The 19,364-nt window shown below is 33.8% G+C and carries 19 protein-coding genes; 14 read left to right on the forward strand and 5 right to left on the reverse strand.

What is annotated here, in order from left to right; genetic code table 11:
• The first annotated feature begins 7 nt into the window (after positions 1–7).
• From FEZ08_RS06275 to FEZ08_RS06310, 8 genes are all read left to right on the forward strand, one after another.
• Complete coding sequence (locus FEZ08_RS06275) at positions 8–883, forward strand: aminoglycoside phosphotransferase family protein (RefSeq protein ID WP_138190859.1); 876 nt, start codon at positions 8–10, stop codon at positions 881–883.
• Positions 884–1,004: 121 nt separating this feature from the next.
• Positions 1,005–2,000, forward strand: coding sequence for a choloylglycine hydrolase family protein (locus tag FEZ08_RS06280; RefSeq protein WP_138190860.1), 996 nt, complete (start codon positions 1,005–1,007; stop codon positions 1,998–2,000).
• A gap of 186 nt (positions 2,001–2,186) precedes the next feature.
• Positions 2,187–3,020, forward strand: coding sequence for a Cof-type HAD-IIB family hydrolase (locus FEZ08_RS06285; protein WP_171014968.1), 834 nt, complete (start codon positions 2,187–2,189; stop codon positions 3,018–3,020).
• A gap of 48 nt (positions 3,021–3,068) precedes the next feature.
• Positions 3,069–3,899, forward strand: a complete 831-nt coding sequence (locus tag FEZ08_RS06290; protein WP_199288044.1) for a MurR/RpiR family transcriptional regulator — start codon at positions 3,069–3,071, stop codon at positions 3,897–3,899.
• Positions 3,900–4,004: 105 nt separating this feature from the next.
• Entirely contained in the window at positions 4,005–4,403 is a 399-nt protein-coding gene (locus FEZ08_RS06295; RefSeq protein WP_138190862.1) for a DUF1801 domain-containing protein, read from the forward strand.
• Between the two features lie 213 nt (positions 4,404–4,616).
• Positions 4,617–5,120: a helix-turn-helix domain-containing protein gene (locus FEZ08_RS06300; RefSeq protein WP_138190863.1), complete on the forward strand. Its 504-nt coding sequence runs from the start codon at positions 4,617–4,619 to the stop codon at positions 5,118–5,120.
• A gap of 61 nt (positions 5,121–5,181) precedes the next feature.
• Entirely contained in the window at positions 5,182–6,063 is an 882-nt protein-coding gene (locus tag FEZ08_RS06305) for a M23 family metallopeptidase (RefSeq protein ID WP_171014969.1), read from the forward strand.
• 143 nt (positions 6,064–6,206) lie between these two features.
• Positions 6,207–6,662: a hypothetical protein gene (locus FEZ08_RS06310; RefSeq protein WP_138190865.1), complete on the forward strand. Its 456-nt coding sequence runs from the start codon at positions 6,207–6,209 to the stop codon at positions 6,660–6,662.
• Between the two features lie 61 nt (positions 6,663–6,723).
• On the opposite strand, the gene FEZ08_RS06315 is transcribed toward FEZ08_RS06310, so the two are convergent.
• A complete protein-coding gene (locus tag FEZ08_RS06315) occupies positions 6,724–8,175 on the reverse strand; it encodes a leucine-rich repeat domain-containing protein (RefSeq protein ID WP_138190866.1) in 1,452 nt (483 codons plus the stop codon).
• 185 nt (positions 8,176–8,360) lie between these two features.
• Between FEZ08_RS06315 and FEZ08_RS06320 the strand changes: the two genes are divergently transcribed.
• The 5 genes from FEZ08_RS06320 to FEZ08_RS06340 all read left to right on the forward strand — a co-directional run bounded on the left by FEZ08_RS06320 (position 8,361) and on the right by FEZ08_RS06340 (position 12,647).
• Positions 8,361–8,801 carry a GNAT family N-acetyltransferase gene (locus FEZ08_RS06320; protein ID WP_138190867.1) on the forward strand — a complete coding sequence of 147 codons (441 nt, stop codon included), beginning with the start codon at positions 8,361–8,363 and terminating at the stop codon, positions 8,799–8,801.
• Positions 8,802–8,977: 176 nt separating this feature from the next.
• Entirely contained in the window at positions 8,978–9,310 is a 333-nt protein-coding gene (locus tag FEZ08_RS06325; RefSeq protein WP_138190868.1) for a hypothetical protein, read from the forward strand.
• A gap of 129 nt (positions 9,311–9,439) precedes the next feature.
• Positions 9,440–10,621: an InlB B-repeat-containing protein gene (locus tag FEZ08_RS06330; protein WP_138190869.1), complete on the forward strand. Its 1,182-nt coding sequence runs from the start codon at positions 9,440–9,442 to the stop codon at positions 10,619–10,621.
• 385 nt (positions 10,622–11,006) lie between these two features.
• Positions 11,007–12,011 carry a hypothetical protein gene (locus tag FEZ08_RS06335; RefSeq protein WP_138190870.1) on the forward strand — a complete coding sequence of 335 codons (1,005 nt, stop codon included), beginning with the start codon at positions 11,007–11,009 and terminating at the stop codon, positions 12,009–12,011.
• Between the two features lie 60 nt (positions 12,012–12,071).
• A complete protein-coding gene (locus FEZ08_RS06340) occupies positions 12,072–12,647 on the forward strand; it encodes a GNAT family N-acetyltransferase (RefSeq protein WP_138190871.1) in 576 nt (191 codons plus the stop codon).
• A 192-nt stretch (positions 12,648–12,839) separates the two neighbouring features.
• Here FEZ08_RS06340 and FEZ08_RS06345 read toward each other — a convergent pair whose 3' ends face one another.
• On the reverse strand, positions 12,840–13,394 hold the full coding sequence (locus FEZ08_RS06345) for a DUF308 domain-containing protein (protein WP_138190872.1): 555 nt from the start codon (positions 13,392–13,394) through the stop codon (positions 12,840–12,842).
• A 238-nt stretch (positions 13,395–13,632) separates the two neighbouring features.
• Between FEZ08_RS06345 and FEZ08_RS06350 the strand changes: the two genes are divergently transcribed.
• Complete coding sequence (locus tag FEZ08_RS06350; RefSeq protein WP_138190873.1) at positions 13,633–15,297, forward strand: leucine-rich repeat domain-containing protein; 1,665 nt, start codon at positions 13,633–13,635, stop codon at positions 15,295–15,297.
• A 91-nt stretch (positions 15,298–15,388) separates the two neighbouring features.
• On the opposite strand, the gene FEZ08_RS06355 is transcribed toward FEZ08_RS06350, so the two are convergent.
• The 3 genes from FEZ08_RS06355 to FEZ08_RS06365 all read right to left on the reverse strand — a co-directional run bounded on the left by FEZ08_RS06355 (position 15,389) and on the right by FEZ08_RS06365 (position 19,362).
• Entirely contained in the window at positions 15,389–17,482 is a 2,094-nt protein-coding gene (locus FEZ08_RS06355) for an InlB B-repeat-containing protein (RefSeq protein ID WP_138190909.1), read from the reverse strand.
• Positions 17,483–17,589: 107 nt separating this feature from the next.
• Positions 17,590–18,444 carry a potassium channel family protein gene (locus tag FEZ08_RS06360; protein WP_138190874.1) on the reverse strand — a complete coding sequence of 285 codons (855 nt, stop codon included), beginning with the start codon at positions 18,442–18,444 and terminating at the stop codon, positions 17,590–17,592.
• 27 nt (positions 18,445–18,471) lie between these two features.
• Complete coding sequence (locus FEZ08_RS06365; RefSeq protein WP_138190875.1) at positions 18,472–19,362, reverse strand: DUF2156 domain-containing protein; 891 nt, start codon at positions 19,360–19,362, stop codon at positions 18,472–18,474.
• Between the last annotated feature and the right edge of the window lie 2 nt (positions 19,363–19,364).

A 19,364-nucleotide genomic window follows, 5' to 3' on the forward strand; every position in this document is an offset into this window, starting at 1 on the left:
TGAATATATGATTCAAATAACAAAAAAATTGGTGGCTAAGCTTATTGCTGAACAATTTCCTGATTGGCAACATTTACCGATTCAACAAGTTGCTAAAAGTGGTCATGACAATCGCACTTTTCATTTAGGTAATGATTTGAGTGTTAGACTGCCAAGTGCTGAGGGTTATGCAGAGCAGATTGAAAAAGAGTATAAATGGTTACCATATTTACAAAACTATATCAGCTTGCCAATTACTAAACCAATAGCCCTAGGCATACCAGGAAGTGGCTACCCGTGGCATTGGAGTGTTAATCAGTGGCTGACAGGAGAAACGCTAAGTCCAAACACAATTGACTCTGAAAAACAATTGGCTTTAGATTTAGCGCAGTTCCTAACGGAACTGGCAGCCGCGCCGGTTGCTGATGCACCGGCTGCCGGTGAACACAACTATTATCGTGGTGGAAATTTAACTGTTTATGATGCGCAAACGCAGACAACTCTTATTGATTTGAAAGATATTGTTGACACTGAACAATGCGCAGTAATCTGGCAGTTAGCATTAGCATCAGCTTGGCAAAATGCACCGGTTTGGATTCATGGCGATGTTGCAGTTGGTAATTTGCTTGCTAAAAACGGTCGCTTATCAGCAGTTATTGATTTTGGCGTTTGCGCTATTGGTGATCCTGCTTGCGATTTGGTGATGGCCTGGACTTATTTTGATACCGATAACCGCAAGGTATTCAAAAACGCACTTAACTATGATGAGGCAACTTGGCATCGTGCGCGTGGCTGGGCACTTTGGAAAGCGCTGATTACCATAAATCAGCATGCGAAGGACTCTGAACTCGGGCAGTTTGCTTATAAGACCCTTGAGCAGATTTTTATTGAATTTAATGAATGATGAACAAGATCGAGGCTGAAGCCTCGATCTTGTTGTCTTTCTCGACAAAATATATTGCTTTATCAATGCTTTTCTGAGATTTCTTTTATATAATCATATTATATAGAGGAGTTTGATGTTTATGTGTACAAGTATTACTTTTAAAACTGATGATCAAATTAATATGCTGGCGCGAACAATGGATTTTGCTTTAGTATTGGATCCGGTCATGACGATGATGCCGCGTAATTATCATTGGCAATCATTATATCAGATAACGCAACCTGATTCACAATTTGCATTTGCCGGACTATCACGAAGCTTTGATGGTCATAATTATGTTTTTGCCGATGGTATAAACGAAGCCGGACTTGCCTGTGCAGTATTATATTTTCCAGGTTATGCCAGCTATTCAGAAAGTTTTGCTACTGGTAAAATTAATTTAGCACCGCACGAAGTTGTGCAGTGGCTCCTTTCGAGTTTTAATAACTTAGAAGATGTTAAGGAAGCAGTAACTAAATTACATCTGATTGACACCCCGTTACCATTTTTAGGTACAACACCGCCATTACACTGGATTGTCACTGATGAAAGTGGAGCATCAATTGTTATTGAACCGCTTGCTGAAGGTATAAAAGTTTATGATAATCCTATCGGGGTAATGACAAATAGTCCTGATTTCAACTGGCACCTAACTAATATCCGTAACTATATAGGTATCAGACCGGAACAACTGACTGATATTACAATTAATGGTACAACTTTTAAACCATTCGGTCAGGGCGCTGGCACTTTTGGACTACCTGGCGATTTCACGCCACCGGCACGTTTCATCCGTACGGTCTTTAATCGCCATGCAATGCGTAATATTCATGGTGAAGAAGAGGCAATTAAAGCGGTTTACCATATATTGGCAAGCGTTGATATTCCTCGCGGCAGTGTCATCACTGCTCAAGATAGCTACGATTTTACGCAACATACTGCTTGTATGGTTTGTCAAAGTAGAACCTACTATTTCAAAACGTATGATAATAACCAAATCAATAAATTGGAATTAATGAAAGAAAATCTTGAAGGCAGTGAACCATTAACCTGGTCAGTACCTAAAGAGCAAAATTACCATCATTTGAATGGGTAAAATGTAAAACCCCTGAAGCCGAAGCTTCAGGGGTTTTTTAGCTTTTGACACAAAGATTTCCAGCTTAGATACGCTATTCATTTCCAAAATGAGATTTTTGTTTCAAAATATGAAAAAGGCTGTCTCATTCTGCGAAACTTTACTATAATGGGGGTAACAGGGCATTATGAAAGGATGAACAATATAATGAGTATTAAAGTAATAATTATGGATGTTGATGGAACTTTAACCAATTCGCAAAAGGGGATATCTCCTAAAACTAAAGAAGCATTATTAAATGCGCAAAAAGCCGGTTGTAAATTAATTTTAGCATCCGGACGACCAACTTCAGGATTAAAAGATTTTGCTGATGAACTTGATATGCCAAATAATGGTGGACTTTTAGTATCATATAATGGTTCTCAGGTTGTTGATAGTAAAACCGATGAAATTCTATTTAATCAGGCAATGACTGTTGAAGAAGGACAGGCAGTACTTGAGCATTTAAAGCAATTTGCTGTTCGACCAATGATTGATAAAAACGAATATATGTATGTAAATGATGTTTATAATTGTATGATTCCATTTAATGGTGAAGAGTTAAACATTATTCAATATGAGTCTCGTGGTGGTAAGTATAAATTATGCGAAAAGGATGATTTAGCATCATTTGCTGATTTTCCATTGAACAAGATTTTAACTGCGGCTGATCCTGAATATTTACAAGCTAATTATAAAGCAATGATGGAACCATTTAAAGATAGCTTAAATTGCGTATTTACAGCGCCATTTTATTTTGAGTATACTGCCAATGGTATTGATAAAGCCAAAGCGCTTGATACGGTATTAATCCCAATGGGATATACCCGTGATGAAATGATTGCTTTTGGCGATGGACATAATGATGCTACGATGGTTGAGTATGCCGGAACTGGTGTTGCTATGGGAAATGCCGTTGATGATTTAAAAGCCAAGGCCGATTATATCACACTATCAAATGATGAAGATGGCATTGCTGTAGCATTGGCTGAATATTTATAATCTTTGAAAAAGGCTGAAATTATGAATATATTTGCGTTGCTGGAACAAATGAATACAATTACTAAAAGCGAACAAAGGGTGGTTGATTATATATTGACCAACCCTTATTCGTTTTTGTCGCAAAACATCAATCAGATTTGTGATACTTGCCAAGTTTCACGCGCTTCGATATATCGACTCTGTCAAAAACTGGAACTATCCGGATTTTCGGATTTAAAGTTAGAAGTCTCAAAGAATATTGAAAGCTATCTTAAAGAGCATGATGTTCTTAAATTCAATTTTCCATTTCATAAAGAAGAGGTTAGTGAGCAAATCATTCAAAAAATTAGCAATGATTATTTGCAAACCTCAGCAGCCACACAAAATTTAATGGATACACGCATGCTTGAACGAAGTGCTAAACTATTAAAAAATGCTCAAAATATTACTTTATATAGCACCGCCGGCAATGTTTTCTTTGCAGAGAACTTTCAATTTCAAATGCAGGAGATCGGTATTAAAGTTCATGTGCCCATTGATGATTACCAGCAACGGTTAAGCGCAGCAGCAAGCAGTAAACAAGACGTCGCTATCCTCATTTCTTTTGGCGGTGGCGGGTCCGTTCAACAATTAATTCAACTATTCAAGCATAATCATACCCCAATTATATGTATTACCTCAGCACAAAAACATAACCCGATAAAGGATATATCTAAATATGTATTGTATATGACCGCTCAAGAAAGTCATTATCGTAAAATATCATCATTTTCAACCCGACTGTCATTGCTCTATATTCTTGACTGCTTATTTGCAAGTTATTTTCAACTTGATTATGATAACAATATTCATAAAAAATTACATTACTACAAACTCTTATCTAATCAACAAACTATTTAGGGAGAAGTGGAAATACTAAATTTCAAGAAATTCAGTATTTATTTTATAACCTGACAGACAGTTGTCATAAGTATAGTTTATAATATAAAGAGAGGTGATTAGTGTATGAATACTATAAACAATCCGCTGGTTCAAGAAAAGTTTTCGCTTTATCCTAAAGCATACCAAAAAAAGTTACTGCAACTGCGTGAGCTAATTTACTCAACCGCATATCAGCTTGATAATAACTTGGAAGTTACTGAAAGTTTAAAATGGGGGCAGCCAAGTTACACAGTAAAGGGCGGCACCCCAATCAGAATTGATGTATTTGATGATAATCAGGTGGCAATGTTTTTCCACTGCCAAACTAATTTAGTATCATATTTCAGAACAGTTTTTGATGATAAACTAACTTTTTCAGGAAATCGTGCTATTATTTTAGATATTAATGAGCCGTTACCGGTTGCTAATATTACTTTTTGCATTGAATCGGCACTTCTATATCATAAGAAGAAAAACGGATAGCCACAGGCTATCCGTTTTAACTATTTCTATCAATTAAAATATCCCTAAAATCCATAAGATAAAGGCCAGGAATACACAAAATATCAACCAAATAAATTCTAAGATTTTGTCTAACATTGTATCTCCTCCTTTAATTACATTAACTATAACAAAATTGTTATGGCAAAACAAATTTATTTAGTGATATACTAATGATATTGGAGGAATTCAAGTATGTCTGAAAATTTGATGATTGGTAAAAAGATTAAACAGGAGCGAGTGCGGTTGCAGCTCACACAAAAGCAGCTGGCAAGTCAGTTGAATGTTAGTGATAAAACTATTTCGCGGTGGGAACGTAGTGATGGTTACCCGGATATTACCTTATTACCACTTATTGCAAGTTCGCTGAATATGCGCTTGGAAGAGCTTTTTAATGAAGCAGACACTATAAGTATTATTCAAGAAGAACCGGTGGTAAAGTCGGAATACCTACAACTAAGTAAAAAAACAGCCATTGGAATTGGTTTTCTGTTTTTATTCTTTATTGTAATTCATTTGTTTGGTTTATTTACTTCAAACATTAGTATTGATTTTATAACTGTTCTACAAATAATTGCTGATTATTTATTTGGGGCAATTTTTTGCAGCATAGTCGTTATTCCGCTGGTTTGTTTAGCAAAATACCTAAAGAATCGACGATTCTCAATATCCGCGAGTAATTCTCAAGATTTGGCATAGACTCTGACTAAGACTTCAGCTTATCATTACAGTATGATAAATGAAATGGAGTCGAAGAGATATGAACCGAATAAACAAATATGCTGTACCATTAATGAATGGAATTATTTTTTTAGCAATTGCGTGCTTACTTATTACACTAGGAATTTTAGTGTTTGATACTGGCCTGTTAAAAGCAACGATATGGATAGTCATGAAAATGTTTTATCCATTTGTTGGTATTTTTTTGGTGGTATTTGCTTTGGTAATGTTGATTATTATCAAAGGGAAGGTAGTTGCTAAATTATTATTAGTTGCTTTGGCAACTTTATATCTTGTGCCATTATTATTGCTAATAAATATTATTTATGTGCCGTACCCGGCTGATTTGGCAACAACAGAACCGCAACTCATTGCTTCGTGGCCATTTAAGAATCCAACCGTTGTTGGCTGGGGCGGTGATGATCCGCAGGGAAATCTACCTCATGCGATTTGGGCATCAGAGCGCTGGGCATACGATATTGTTAGTGAACCATACAATACCGGTTCAACTAATCTTGAAGCGTATGGAATTTATGGTGAAAAAGTGTATGCCCCGGTGTCAGGAACAATTGTTCAGGTTGTCATCGATGAACCGGATGTTGCTCCTAATACCGATAAATTTTCAATAGCAGAAGGTAATCATGTTTACATCCATGTTGCCGCTACAGATTCATACGTATTATTATCTCATCTCAAGCAAGGCACAATCGACTTAAAAGTAGGCGATTCTGTCGAAGTTGGTGATTATATTGGCGAGATAGGTAATAGCGGCAGTACTTCTGAACCGCATTTACATATGCATCACCAGAAACAACATCCTAAGGATGTGCTTATTCCGACGGCAGCTATTGGTTTGCCATTGTATTTTAAGGTTGACGGAAATGTGATTATGCCTGAGAAGGATATGATTATAAAACCATAACAAAAAGCTCAGGCACAATGCCTGAGCTTTTTACACTTTTCTCCCCAAAGGTGTATTTTTATTCAAAAACTTCATTATTAATTCATTGAATAGTGACCGATGATTAGCTATACTTAGATTAATATGTGGCGAGAGGGGATATTATGGTTCATTTTTTAGATGATTATTTAAATAAGAAAAGTGCTTCATGGGTTTTTGGTGCAACTTTAATCTTTAATATAGCTATGCTTATTTTAGCGTCGTTAATTGCCCAAGGGAATCTATTGTTTAGCGATCTTGATTATCATATAATTGCCTCAGTATTACTATACTTTTCGGCAATAATTCCGTTTGTATTCTTTATGAATATTTGGCAAAAAAATGCAGTTATTTTTATGTGGTTTTTATTTGTTGGCACTGGAAATATATTGATAGGAATGTATCTTATGTACCTGACTTTACTTTCAGGTTTAAGTATTGATGCTGCACGATTTTATTTATCAGAAATGAATCATAGCACATTCAGTATGGTAGTTTCAATTGTGGTTCCGCTAATTATTATCTTGCTGACATGTTGCTTTGTGCATTTGAAGATGAAGCAGGATAATGAGATAGAATAAGGCAACTTTACTTCTATAAATTAAAAACACAAGCTTATATAAGCTTGTGTTTTTAATTATATCAAATTTTTTTACGATTTTTATTTACAACATAAAGTATGCCGGCAGACAGTACGGTTAAAACGCCAATTATAATAGCCTCCAGTGAATTACTTCCTGTATTTGGTAGTGTTGTAATTGTACTTGTAAGGTTATTATCAGATGTTTCTGAAACGCTATTTTCTTGCCATTGTGCGTATAAGATTAGATCATTTTCAGGCATAGCATCAGAATTGAAATTCCATTTAGTGCCGCCAATTGGTTCAGTGTACCAACCTAAAAAACTATAACCAGGTTTAGTTGGAGTTATTGGCTTATTAATCACATCTCCATAAGCTATAGTATTTTCTTCAATAATGCTACTATCCACAGAAAAACTCACTTTAAACAGCTCTTTAAGCGGTTGGTTCACATTTCCGGAAAATTCATAATCAAGTTCATATAGACCAAAATTATAAGAAAAAACATGATTAAAAGAGTAGGTAAGATTTGAAGTATAAGTTAGCAAATCCCAAGAAATATTTGGCTCCGAATAAATACCATTATTACTAATGGTTTCTGGATTAATAATCGTTCCATCAATATTTGTAATATCATTTTGAATAGTAATATGTTCAGCAAAGTTAACTGGATTTAGATTTATTTCTTGTTCAGCTAAACGCAAAACTGACATTCTTGGAAAATTGAAATTTGTAAGTGAACTAATATCACTGATTTGATTTCTATCTAAAAATATAGTGTCTAAATTTGGAAAGTGGGTTTCTGTAAATGGTGTAATATCGCTGATTTTATTATCATCCAAAAGAATGTGCCTTAAATCTGGAAATGTTGCATTTTTGAGTGGTGTAATATCACTGATTTGATTTCTACCCATTCCTAACCCCTGTAATCTCGGGAAATTAAACGATGCAATTGGATTAATATCGCTAATTTCAAGGTTGTCTAGTCCCAGACTCAGAAGAGATGGGAAATTTGCTGTTATAAGTGGACTTATATCACTAATTTGATTGTTGTCAAACCCTAAAACTCGCAGCGACGGAAAACTCGCGGTTGCAAATGGACTAATATCATCAATCTGATTATCATTAAGTATTAGTATTTCTAGAAGTGGAAATTCGCTTGTAGTAATTGGACTTACATCATTTATTTCATTGCCATCAAGATATAAAATTCTAAGTTCTTTTAAATGTTGAATACCATCTAAATTGACAATATTCTTTAATGAAGCATATAACTGATCAATAGAGTCTAGGTCGCTTTGTGTAACAACTGTGTCACTAGATACACCAAATAGCGATGCAATTGTTGATGCGAAATTTGCATCAGGAAATATTTCATTGATTGCTGCTGGCGGTGGTGTAGATTCATATGTCGCTTGTACAATCTCTTTTTGTGATTCACCAACATATATTGATGTTCCAGTTATTGTTGTTAATAGTATAAAACTAAATAAAATTTTTGAAAATATTTTCATTTTAATTTTCCCCCATATTTTTTTAACGTTTTAATTCTCTCAAAATTATTATTATTTGTCAACCCTAAACCCGGTAGATTTTTTAAATCAGTCCAGTATGTAAAAGTTAAACGGACCAATACTTGCATTCACAATTTCTTATTGTTATAATTCTGTTAATATTAAATTCAGGAGTGATAATCGTAATGAATCTTAGCTTTACTATTTTGGAATGTTCCGATAAACAGGAGTTTGTTGATAGTGTCTGTATTGCCGGTTTATTAGATTACAACCTCAAACAAACAAATAATAAACTTCAAATTCCAGCCCCGGAAATTATTAAGGTTGCCCGTAATCAAGAGGGGACAATTATTGGTGGTATTTCTGGATCAATGTTTCTTTCAGGTATTGAAATTGAAACCCTTTGGGTTGATGAACGTTATCGCGGCCATCGGATTGCTTCAACACTATTGAGTACAATTGAAGACGAAGCACGTAAGGCAGGATGCCAAGTAGCTTATTTAACAACATATTCATTTCAAGGACCGGATTTTTATCCTAAATGCGGGTATGTTTTCTGCGGAAAAGTAGATGGTTTTATCGATGATATTTCGCTATATACTTTTAAAAAAGAGCTTATAGCATAGTTTACTACTAACAGTTTTAATAAAAGCGACCTCATCAAGGTCGCTTTTATTTTAGATTATTCCCGACTAGCGTTCGAAAACGACACATATTTCATTAAATATTCATTGATTATGTGAGCAGGTTATTCTATACTTGATTCAAAAATAGAGTAGATATGACTTGGAGGATCTCCCTTATGTATGAAGAGATAATCAAAAACTTTATTAGCCATGGATATATAATTACATTGCAAGTAGATAGTGGTTATGAGGCAGTACATAATGATTTTACTTTTTCGCAAATGATTGAGGATAATTATTATTTTGAAAGCTGCTTGTCACTATCTAATGATGAATTATTGTTAGTTTATGACATTCTTTCAGGAGAGTATGAAGAAGATTTTTTTACTGGCAAACCTAATGTCGAATTGATGAAACAATACAAAGAGAGAATACAACTTGAAGTGGGACGTTTAGAACTTAGCAAATATATTGGAATTAGTCCATATGTTATTGAGTCTATTTTATGATCTAAGATACAGTTTTAAGTACATATGTATTATAAAAAAGACCCAAATATTTGGTCTTTTTTATAATATATATTCGTGTATAATTATGGGTGCACTGCTTTGCAAACTAGCATAAAAAGGAGAATAATAATGAAATTTTGTAAACTTATGATAAGTTTTTCACTAGTGGTTTTTGGTGTTCTCAGTTCATTATTTATTACTGCTACCCAGCAGAATATTTCTGTTCAAGCATCACAATCAACAACACCGCCGCCTGCGGCTATTAATGAGATTTTTCCTGATCCAGGTTTAGCTCAGGAAATTCAAAAAATACTTAATAAAAATTCTGTTTCCGATCAAGTAACTCAAGCTGAGTTGAGTAGCATTAAATATGTGTATGCAAGTAGCAATAAAATTGAGAATATAACCGGTATGGAATATCTTATACATCTAACTCGTTTAAATTTAATGAATAATCAGATTAGTGATATTAGTCCATTAGCAAGCTTGGAAGATTTAGAGTATATTCATTTAGATAATAACAAAATCACCAATGTTGAGCCATTAGCAAACAAAAAGAAAGCCCTAGAGATAATGGTATCTGATAATCAAATTACTGATATAAGTTCCCTGTTAACTCTAACAATGAATTCTGAAGTTGCTGATTCAATAATAGTATATGCTGATGATCAAACTATCACTAAGCAGATTATTCCTTGGAGTGTCGATATTGATGTTGTTAATAGTATTGTAGATACTGATGGTAATATAGTTTCACCAAATAAAATAAGCAATAGTGGAAGTTATGTTGGTCAAACAATTAATTGGAATCAATTACCAACAGATCTTGAAGAAGTTTCATATAATTTTTCCTATATACAGCAATATGTGAATAACAATGGTTTCACTACATATGTACGTTTTTCAGGAAAAGTGGTTCAACCAATTACCCAAACCAAAGAAATGTATACAGTAACTTTTATTGATCAGTCAGTTATTTATAATTCAGCAGCTGTTTCCACGGATGATCTGATCACGCAGCCCATTTCACCAACTAAAGATGGATATACATTTGTAGGATGGAATACAGTAGCTGATGGCAGTGGCATTAATTGGAACTTTACAGAAAACACTATGCCAGCAAACGATATTACATTATATGCACAATATACACTAAATCCTATAACTCAACCAACAGAGTCGAATACAACAACCAATAATCCAATAGTTCTCCCAACAACAGGGGAAAAAACAAGCGAATTGTTGCTTTTTGGACTAGGAATGCTATTTAGTGCAAGTGTAATAATTTTATCTAAAAAGAGAATGAATTGAATCCTGAATAGAAAATAAAAGATGGTGAAGCCAAATGTTTCACCATCTTTTTAAAATTCACAAAAATACAAAAGTACATAGTTTTCATTATACATGCGTTGAGTTATATTGGCGGACTGTAATATTAGTATAAAATAAGATAATTTGAGTATATCAAGATAATTTTTTCATGATTCACAATAGCAATTGCTGTTGTGTGTTTTTTTGATATAATATTAGATAGGATCTCATAAATTTTCACAAAAGAGTAGTGTTTTATGTATCAGTATATAATATTATGAAAGTGTATAAAAAAAGGGGATAAACATACTTCCTTAATAGACTTGATATATGTGCACATTAGAAGAATACTAGATATAAATATATATAGAAACGGGGGATATATTTGGGAAAGAAAATTGCTGTCACATTACTTATTATAGTAGGTGTTTCATTATTATTTTTTAGTGGTAAATTATTTTCGCAGAAAATATTTGAAGAAATGAATGCAGTAGAAATATCAGCTGTAATTTCAAACATAAGCGTGACGGGAACGGGCAAAAATAAAGAAGTAAAAGTTTTTGTTACCTACTCATATAATGGTGTGGAATATAAGAGCATGCCAATTAATTATAGTAATTCAGACATGAGAGTTGGGAATATAATAAAAATTAAAGTAAATGAAATGGATCCGAGTGAAATATATGGAGATATTTATTTTATAATAGTTATTTTATTTTTCTTTAGTTTAATACTTTTCGCAGTCAGTATTTATTTAATAACTACTATCAAGAAAGATAACGGTATAGAAGATGACATCAATACTATCCAGTACCATTCAACAGAAGAAAATATAAATTCTATTGTTTGGGAAAAAGCAAACTCACAAATTTCAGAAAAAATATCGAATATACTTATTAAAAAAAAGCAACAAGATAAAATTAACGCACTTATAGTTTCCATTCCTTTTTTCAGTTTTACTCTCCCCATGATTTATTTTGTTTTTTTAGAATTTAGCAAGGGTGGTGAATTAATAGTAAAAATATTATTTCTTGTTCTCCTAGTTTTTTTTGTTTTGATGTGGATAATTGGAGTGCTGATTCCTACTTTCTTTATTAAAGAATCCTTTGTTAATAACTATCTTGTTTTTGAAGCGAAATGTATAGATGTAGGACGTACTACTATGCTGGGCTCAAGGGGAATAACTAAGTACTATGGTTATTTCCAAATAAACGGTCATAATATTTTCACAAGAATTGAACCAGATGAATATAGAAACTCTGCTGCTATTGGCAAAAACTATATTTTTTATAAAGTTGATTATTCTGGAGGCACTAAATATAAATTCAACAACAAAAAAAGTAAACAATTAAATGCAATAATGTTTGATAAGTTAAATGATTCAACTTAATATATCTTGTAAAACAGATAATCAAAAATTAAATGTTAGAAGATGAAAGAGGTTAATAGTATGATAAAAGGCGATAAAATTGAATTGGTTCCAGCTACATTGAATGACAGACAAAAAATATACGAGTGGTGTTACCAATCGGAAACTACAAAATATCATTCTGGTCCACCAGATTTTCCACATCATCCTATCCCAACATATGAGGAATTTTATGCATCTGATGATGGTGGTTACTTGGAATATTTTTTCACAGGAGAAAGGCCAAGTGATGGCAGGGGATTTCTCATTGAAAATGAGAGTGGAGCTATTGGTTTTATCAGTTACTGCGCTTTTCACTTGAAGCCAGGGATTGCAGAGCTTGATATTTGGATTGCGAGCGAAGCTACATGCGGAAAAGGATTTGGTACAGACGCCCTAATTTCTCTTAGTAGGTATTTAAACGGGGCTATGGACATCCAAAAAATAATAATTGCACCATCCAACAAAAACACAAGAGCTGTTAAAGCCTATGAAAAAGCTGGCTTTAGGAAAACGAATATTGCTATGCGTGAATTTCTCTCACCAGAGTATATATCACTTTTTAGTGATGGTGACTATGGTGCAAATGAAACTGTTATTTTGGTATTGGAGTTTTAATTGTAGCAAATTCCCTTAGTAATGCTAAATTTGAAATGTTAATGATGGTAGAGATAGATTATAATCAAGCAGTTGATATTGAATCACACATTACTTCATATAATATATATTATGTAAACCTATACAATAAATAAAACACGCTGGTATATATAAATAACAACCAACGTGTTTTTTCATAAGCAATTTTATTAACTATATATTTATATTTTCACTGACATCTGGTTGATCTTTATCTGAAATAAAGAATAAAATAATTCCTTCTAAACCACTTGAGATAAAAAGTATTGCAATTGTCCAGATAAAGATACTGAACGCTAATTGAGCATTGAAGAATGCCCATATACTTATTACAATTACAAGTATATTTAAAATTATTGATGTTATACCTAACCAGTTAAAACGTTTTTGTTGAAACAATATCGCTGTATGACTGATAGCTCTGAATAAAAACCAGAAAATAAGTATATATACCAATACTAATGTAATTACAAACGAATTACCAATCAAAAGCATAAGTCCAAAAATGAATCCTAATGCTGATTGAGTAATAGCAAAAACCTGTAGTTCCGGGTTATCTTTTATCTTAATTGAACGATATATTGATACCAATCCAGAAATAATTAGCAAAATTCCTGAAATGTTAATTATCAATCCGGTTATTTGTGTCGGCCAAATAATAATTATAATACCAAGAATAATGTATAGTAAACTTTCAAATATTGTAAAATATGAATTTCCCTTTCTCATAATATTACCTCCTCTATTTAACACTAATATACTATACTTATTGCTATATATGTATCGTTATGCTCATTTTTATTTAAATGAAACTGACAATATTATATTTAATCACAATTTCATTAGATTTGACCGTTTTTTGCAAATTTCCAAGTTATTTCAGCGATTATTCTTATATTATTTTATGGTATCTTTAATGAGGTTATTATTTTATAACAATCTTTTTTAATTTTCAGGGGGAAATCAAATGAAAATTTTCAAAACAATATGTAGTATTGTTCTTTTTTCTGCGGCATTATTTGGAACTACTACTTTAATAAATACACATGATGAGACTGTTGTACATGCAACAAGCTCATCCACTACACCACCAGCGGCAATTAATGAGGTTTTTCCTGATGCAAATTTTGCCGAAGTAATTCGGCAAGCACTTAGTAAAGCTTCGATAGCTGATCAAGTAACCCAGGATGATTTAAATTCTATTATGACTTTAAATGCAAATAATCAAAATATCATTAATATCAGTGGTGTTGAATACTTAGCTAGCATCAAAACATTATTTCTATCTAATAACCAGATTAGTGATTTAAGTCCACTTGAAAGCGCAAGCCTTCCGCAATTGGAGAATCTTTATTTATCCGATAATCAAATTAGTGACATAACTCCGCTAGCAACTCTTAACACTCCTAAATTATATAATATCTATATGTATAACAATCAAATAAATGATTTAACTCCTTTAGAGAGTACCTATTGGCCGGATTTACATACGGTTTATTTATTTAACAATCAAATAAGTGATCTTGCTCCAATAGTTAATGCTCATTGGCCTGAATTACAACTACTACAAGTTATGGATAACGAAATCAGTGATTTAACTCCTCTCGCTAATACTGCTTGGCCAAAACTTGACACATTGCACTTATCTAACAATCAAATAAGTAATCTCACTCCAATAGTTAATGCTAATTGGCCGATTCTTCATGTTTTTTCTGCCGGAAACAATCAAATCAGTGATCCTTCACCACTACTTGATGCCAGCTGGTCCTCTGCTCTATATTCTTTAGACTTAAGCAATAATAAAATCAGTGACTTATCACCATTTGCAAATGCAAACTGGCCAGATTTATATGATATACATTTAAACCAAAATCAAATTGCTGATATTACGCCACTAACAAAAGCAAATTGGCCAACTTTATCAAGCCTTAATTTATCTAATAATCAAATTATAGATATTTCAGCACTATCACAAGCTAACTGGCCATCATTGACTTGGTGGAATATTAGCAACCAGTCAATTACTAACTCATCAATTACTTGGAATAACCAGCTAACCATTACTAATAAAGCGACAGATATTAATGGTCATTTAATTGACCCGGTTCTAATTAGCGATGATGGCACATACTCTGATTCAGTAATTTCTTGGTCGACAGTAGCCAATGAAGATACCAGCCTATCCTACATATTTAATAGTTATGTAACAATTAATGGCATCTATTCACAATTTTATGGTCAAGTTCATCAACCTATTGAGAAAACTTATAATGTTACCTTTATCAATGAGAATCAAACTTATAAGACAATGCTTGTACCTAAAAACACTTTTGTTACAGAACCTGCTGCACCAGCAAAAGATGGGTATACATTTGATGGCTGGTACACCGAGGCGGGCGATAAATGGTTGTTCGACAGTAATACTACACCTGCAAATGACATAGTATTGTATGCGCAATATAAATCAGACACTACTGTCACACCTGCTCCGCCAATAGATTCAACTGATAATACTACCATTTCATTGCCAACAACCGGTTCCAACCTTACAGAAATGATCCTTCTTGGAACAAGCATTGTCATAATAAGCTTTGGCTGTATTCTTCTGCTCAAGAAACGGAGTACTAAATAATTGAAAACAGAACTCTTCATTGAGTTCTGTTTTTTTATTTTTATTGAAAAGACGAAAAAAAGAGCTCATTAAGCTCATTTTTTCAACATCACTACTTACTAGAGCGACGTTTTATAATATAAATACTTCCGGCTATAAGGATAATGCCTATAGCGGTAATAAACATAGTGTTCTGTCCGGTAATTGGTAATTCGCTGTTATTATCAGATGAATTATTTGAAGAACTGTTGTTTCCTGTACTATTATTTTCTGTAGATGTTTCGACTGATTCCCATTGTGCGTATAAAGTCATATTTCCAGCTAATGCAATTTGATCTCCAGGAGTATAACTACTGCCACCACCATCGGCTTCGGTATTCCAGCCTATAAACTGGTATCCACTTGGATGTGTTAAGTATTGACTGCTAAGCACTTCAATTTCGTTGCCACTGCCGGTAACTTTATAAATGTTTGTTGGCTCGGTGCCGCTATAATAAGTAACACCATCATAGTTATGTGTTGGCATTGTATTCCAGTTACCGTTATTGCCATCAAAATTAATTGCAACATTTTCAACAGCACCGATGTCTGGTGTTGAGATATTACGAGTAAAACCACGTTGGTCTTTAGTAATACTTGTTGCAACGCCTTTTCCAGCAACTGGATTGTCAGTTGGTACTCCAGCAGGCATAATTGCAATTGTTGGAATCTGAGCATAAAAGTATCCGTTTGTAGTTGCATTATTATTTCCAGCGCTTACATTTGATTGATTTGTAGAAAGAGCGACCTCAGCAATTGCCAAACCAAAAACAGATTCACTGCTCATTGATGGCAAAACTATACCATCATCAATACCAATGTTACCACCAAGATTATTAAGAACACCGCCCGATGTACCATCATATAAAGTTGAAATTGTAATATTTGCATAATCAGAAGCAACTGGTTGATTACTGCTATCAGTAACATAATTACCAAATAACAAGTTATTTTTCATATTAAGCGTTGGATACACTTTAACAGCTCCGGTATCATAGTGAAACCCGATTGCACCGCCTCGAGCGTTACCAAAGTTACCAGCTTCAGTGTTTACTCCAGAAGCCATATTCTTTACAAAAGTATTACTTTCCAAAGTTGCATTTGCTGATTTTGAAAACTGAATTGCTCCACCTGGTGCATCGTATTTTGGAGCGGCACTGATACCTAACCCATTACCAACATTTTCACTGAAAGTATTGTTAGTGATAATATTGGTAGAAGTTGCACCATAGTTTTGCAACATTAACGCACCACCATCATCATATGAACTATTTGCATTAAACGTTGAATTTGTCAAAGAGAATGCAATATTCACATTATCTGAATAAACACCAATTGCGCCGCCATCGGCCCATGGCCCATATGCACCGTTATTTGGATTTACTGTTGCATTATCCTCAAAATAGCTATTATCAATTGAAAAAGTTGAATTAGCTTGCGGGAAATGGAAAGCAATTGCGCCACCTAAGTGTTTACTGGTGTTTCCAGTAAACACACTGTTATTAATCGTTAAATTTTTACCATTTTTTAAACCAATTGCACCGCCGCTATATCCGAGCGCATCTGATTTATTTTTATAAAAAGTAGAGTTGTTAACGGTTAAATCATTATTACCGCCATCAAAGTTTAAAGCGCCACCGGCACCGGTATTCGTGTTAAATTCAAAAGTTGAATTATTAATTTCAAGATAGCGATTTACACCACCGGTACCGTTAAGGGCACTGCCATTAATTTTTGAAAACATACTGTTTTGAACAATAAAATGCCCAACACCTAATGTTAGACCACCACCAGCTGCCCCAACGGCAACTGTGTCTCCGGCAACAGTATTTGAACCTAAGAAGGTAATACCATCGATAGTTACAGTGCCACTGCCGGTATTATTAATATTCAAATGGCGAACATTTGTTGCCATAGGTTGTAAGTTAATATCATTACCTAAAATAGTAATATTATAATTATGCGCAATTGCAATACTTACTGTTGCACTTAGTGAATCAGGAAATCCAGACCCCAGTGTAATAGTTGTGTCTTCAGTTGCTGACTCAGCAAAACTTTTCAATTCTTGTGGCGTATTTGCCTCGACTGATGTATCTGCATGAACTGCAAATTGGAAAGTTGCACTTAAGAGCACAACTGACAGTAAAACTCCAAAAAATTTCTTCATTAAAAAGACCCCCGTTTTTAATATGATTGGAATCTTTATAATATCACTTCTACTCACATCTTACAAGCCATTCCCATATTTTGCAGAAAAAGAAAAAAACGCAATCCTTAATTGCGTTTTTTTATCACTTTCGCCTTTAAATCATTAAATTCATCGTTAGTGATTGTTTTTTGATCCAAAAGCTTTTGCAGTCGTTCAAGATTACTGATAATTGAAATTTCTTTGTTATCTGTTAGTGCTTGTTGTAGTTCCTTCTTTATATTGTTGTTGCGATTCTGTTGAATATATCTGGTGCTGATCAACGTAGTCGGAATTGAGAAGGTCGCAATACCAACTACTGACAAGGCCATAGCCAGTACTCGTCCTGGTAAACTGATAGGCACAATATCACCATACCCCACTGTTGAAACTGTTTGAAACGCCCACCAAATTGCGTCGATTGGATTCCTGAATACTTGTGGCTGTAAAGGATGCTCCACCGAAAAAATGATAAATGCTGATGCTAATATGATAAGGAACACCGAAAACAAGCTCCAAAGCAATAAGCCACGTTCTTTTTTTATAATACTAAGAAATTCTTCTTCATATTTTTCTTCCTTCGGTCTATTGCTCAATTCACGATAAAGGGCAAATCCAACAATAACTTTCAGTAGACGAACCCCTTGTAGTTCAATCGCCGCAAATGGGACTATTGAAAGTACTTGAATAATTCCGCTGATTGAAAAAATATACTTTACCTTTTTCTTGGCAATAATAATATTCCAAATGTACTCGACAATAAATATCAAAGTTACCACAAAGTTAGTAATTTGAATAAATGGACCATATGTTTCTAATATTGGAGCAACAGTAAACACAATAATTAAAAGCGCATTGATGACAGTAATTATAAAAAATATGAAGCGTATTTTCATTTCCATGTTCATATTTTGCAGTCTTGCAGCAAAACTAGTTGATTTCATAGATAGTTCTCCTCTCCCCTCACTTATTTATACCTTACCACCAGTAAGAATAATATCCGACTTTTCAATAAAATGATCCGGGTGATATGAAAGTTTGGTTTTACGCAACCCCTCAATACCTAAATCTTGCTCGCGATTAATATACATGGCATCTTGCAAACAATGAGCAACAAATTCCTGGTTGATAATCTGGAATGAAGCATGATAATCAAGATTAGCTTTCTCAATATGAACAACCGCCATATTCATGCTATCAATAACTTCGCCAATAGTAAATGCTACCAGATGATTATCAACAATAATATAGCCACCCGATAACTGCAAAGCAGAAAAATGCTCAAGCATATAAAGAATTGCCTTCTGCTCTTCTGGAATACGATTGGTTAACTCAATAATAGCACCATGATACTTTGATATAAAATCATCGCCAATAGCAAAATACTGATAATCTGGATATTCACGTTTAAAGTGAGAAACATGATTCCTTTTAGCCTGTAATTTGCGCCCCGATAAAGTAGTCAGCTTTTCACGCAAATATACATAGTCAAAATCATCACGAGTTTCAACTTGCTCAACTACCTCAACATTATCATCCAATAAACGTAAGTGTTGCGGGGTAACAATTGCATACCAACAATCTTGGTGAAAATGCTCAATAAAGTAGCGCTGTAATTTGGTAATTACTCCATCTGATATATAGTTTAAATGGCCATCGACCAGTGGTAAGATGGCCATTCTCCGCCCATGGCGGTTTATAATCATACAGAAATACTTATCAATAATTGCATATTTAGTTTGATATACTTCTTGCCAAGCCATAAGATTAGCAAAAGTAAGTTCAGAAGCCGGACTGCCGGTTGCATGATAATATTTATTGTAGAGTTCCCGTTCGGCCAAAGTTAATGGCTGAAAATTCATTG

Origin of the sequence: Culicoidibacter larvae (assembly GCF_005771635.1) — a bacterium.
Taxonomy (GTDB): Bacteria; Bacillota_I; Bacilli_A; order Culicoidibacterales; family Culicoidibacteraceae; genus Culicoidibacter; species Culicoidibacter larvae.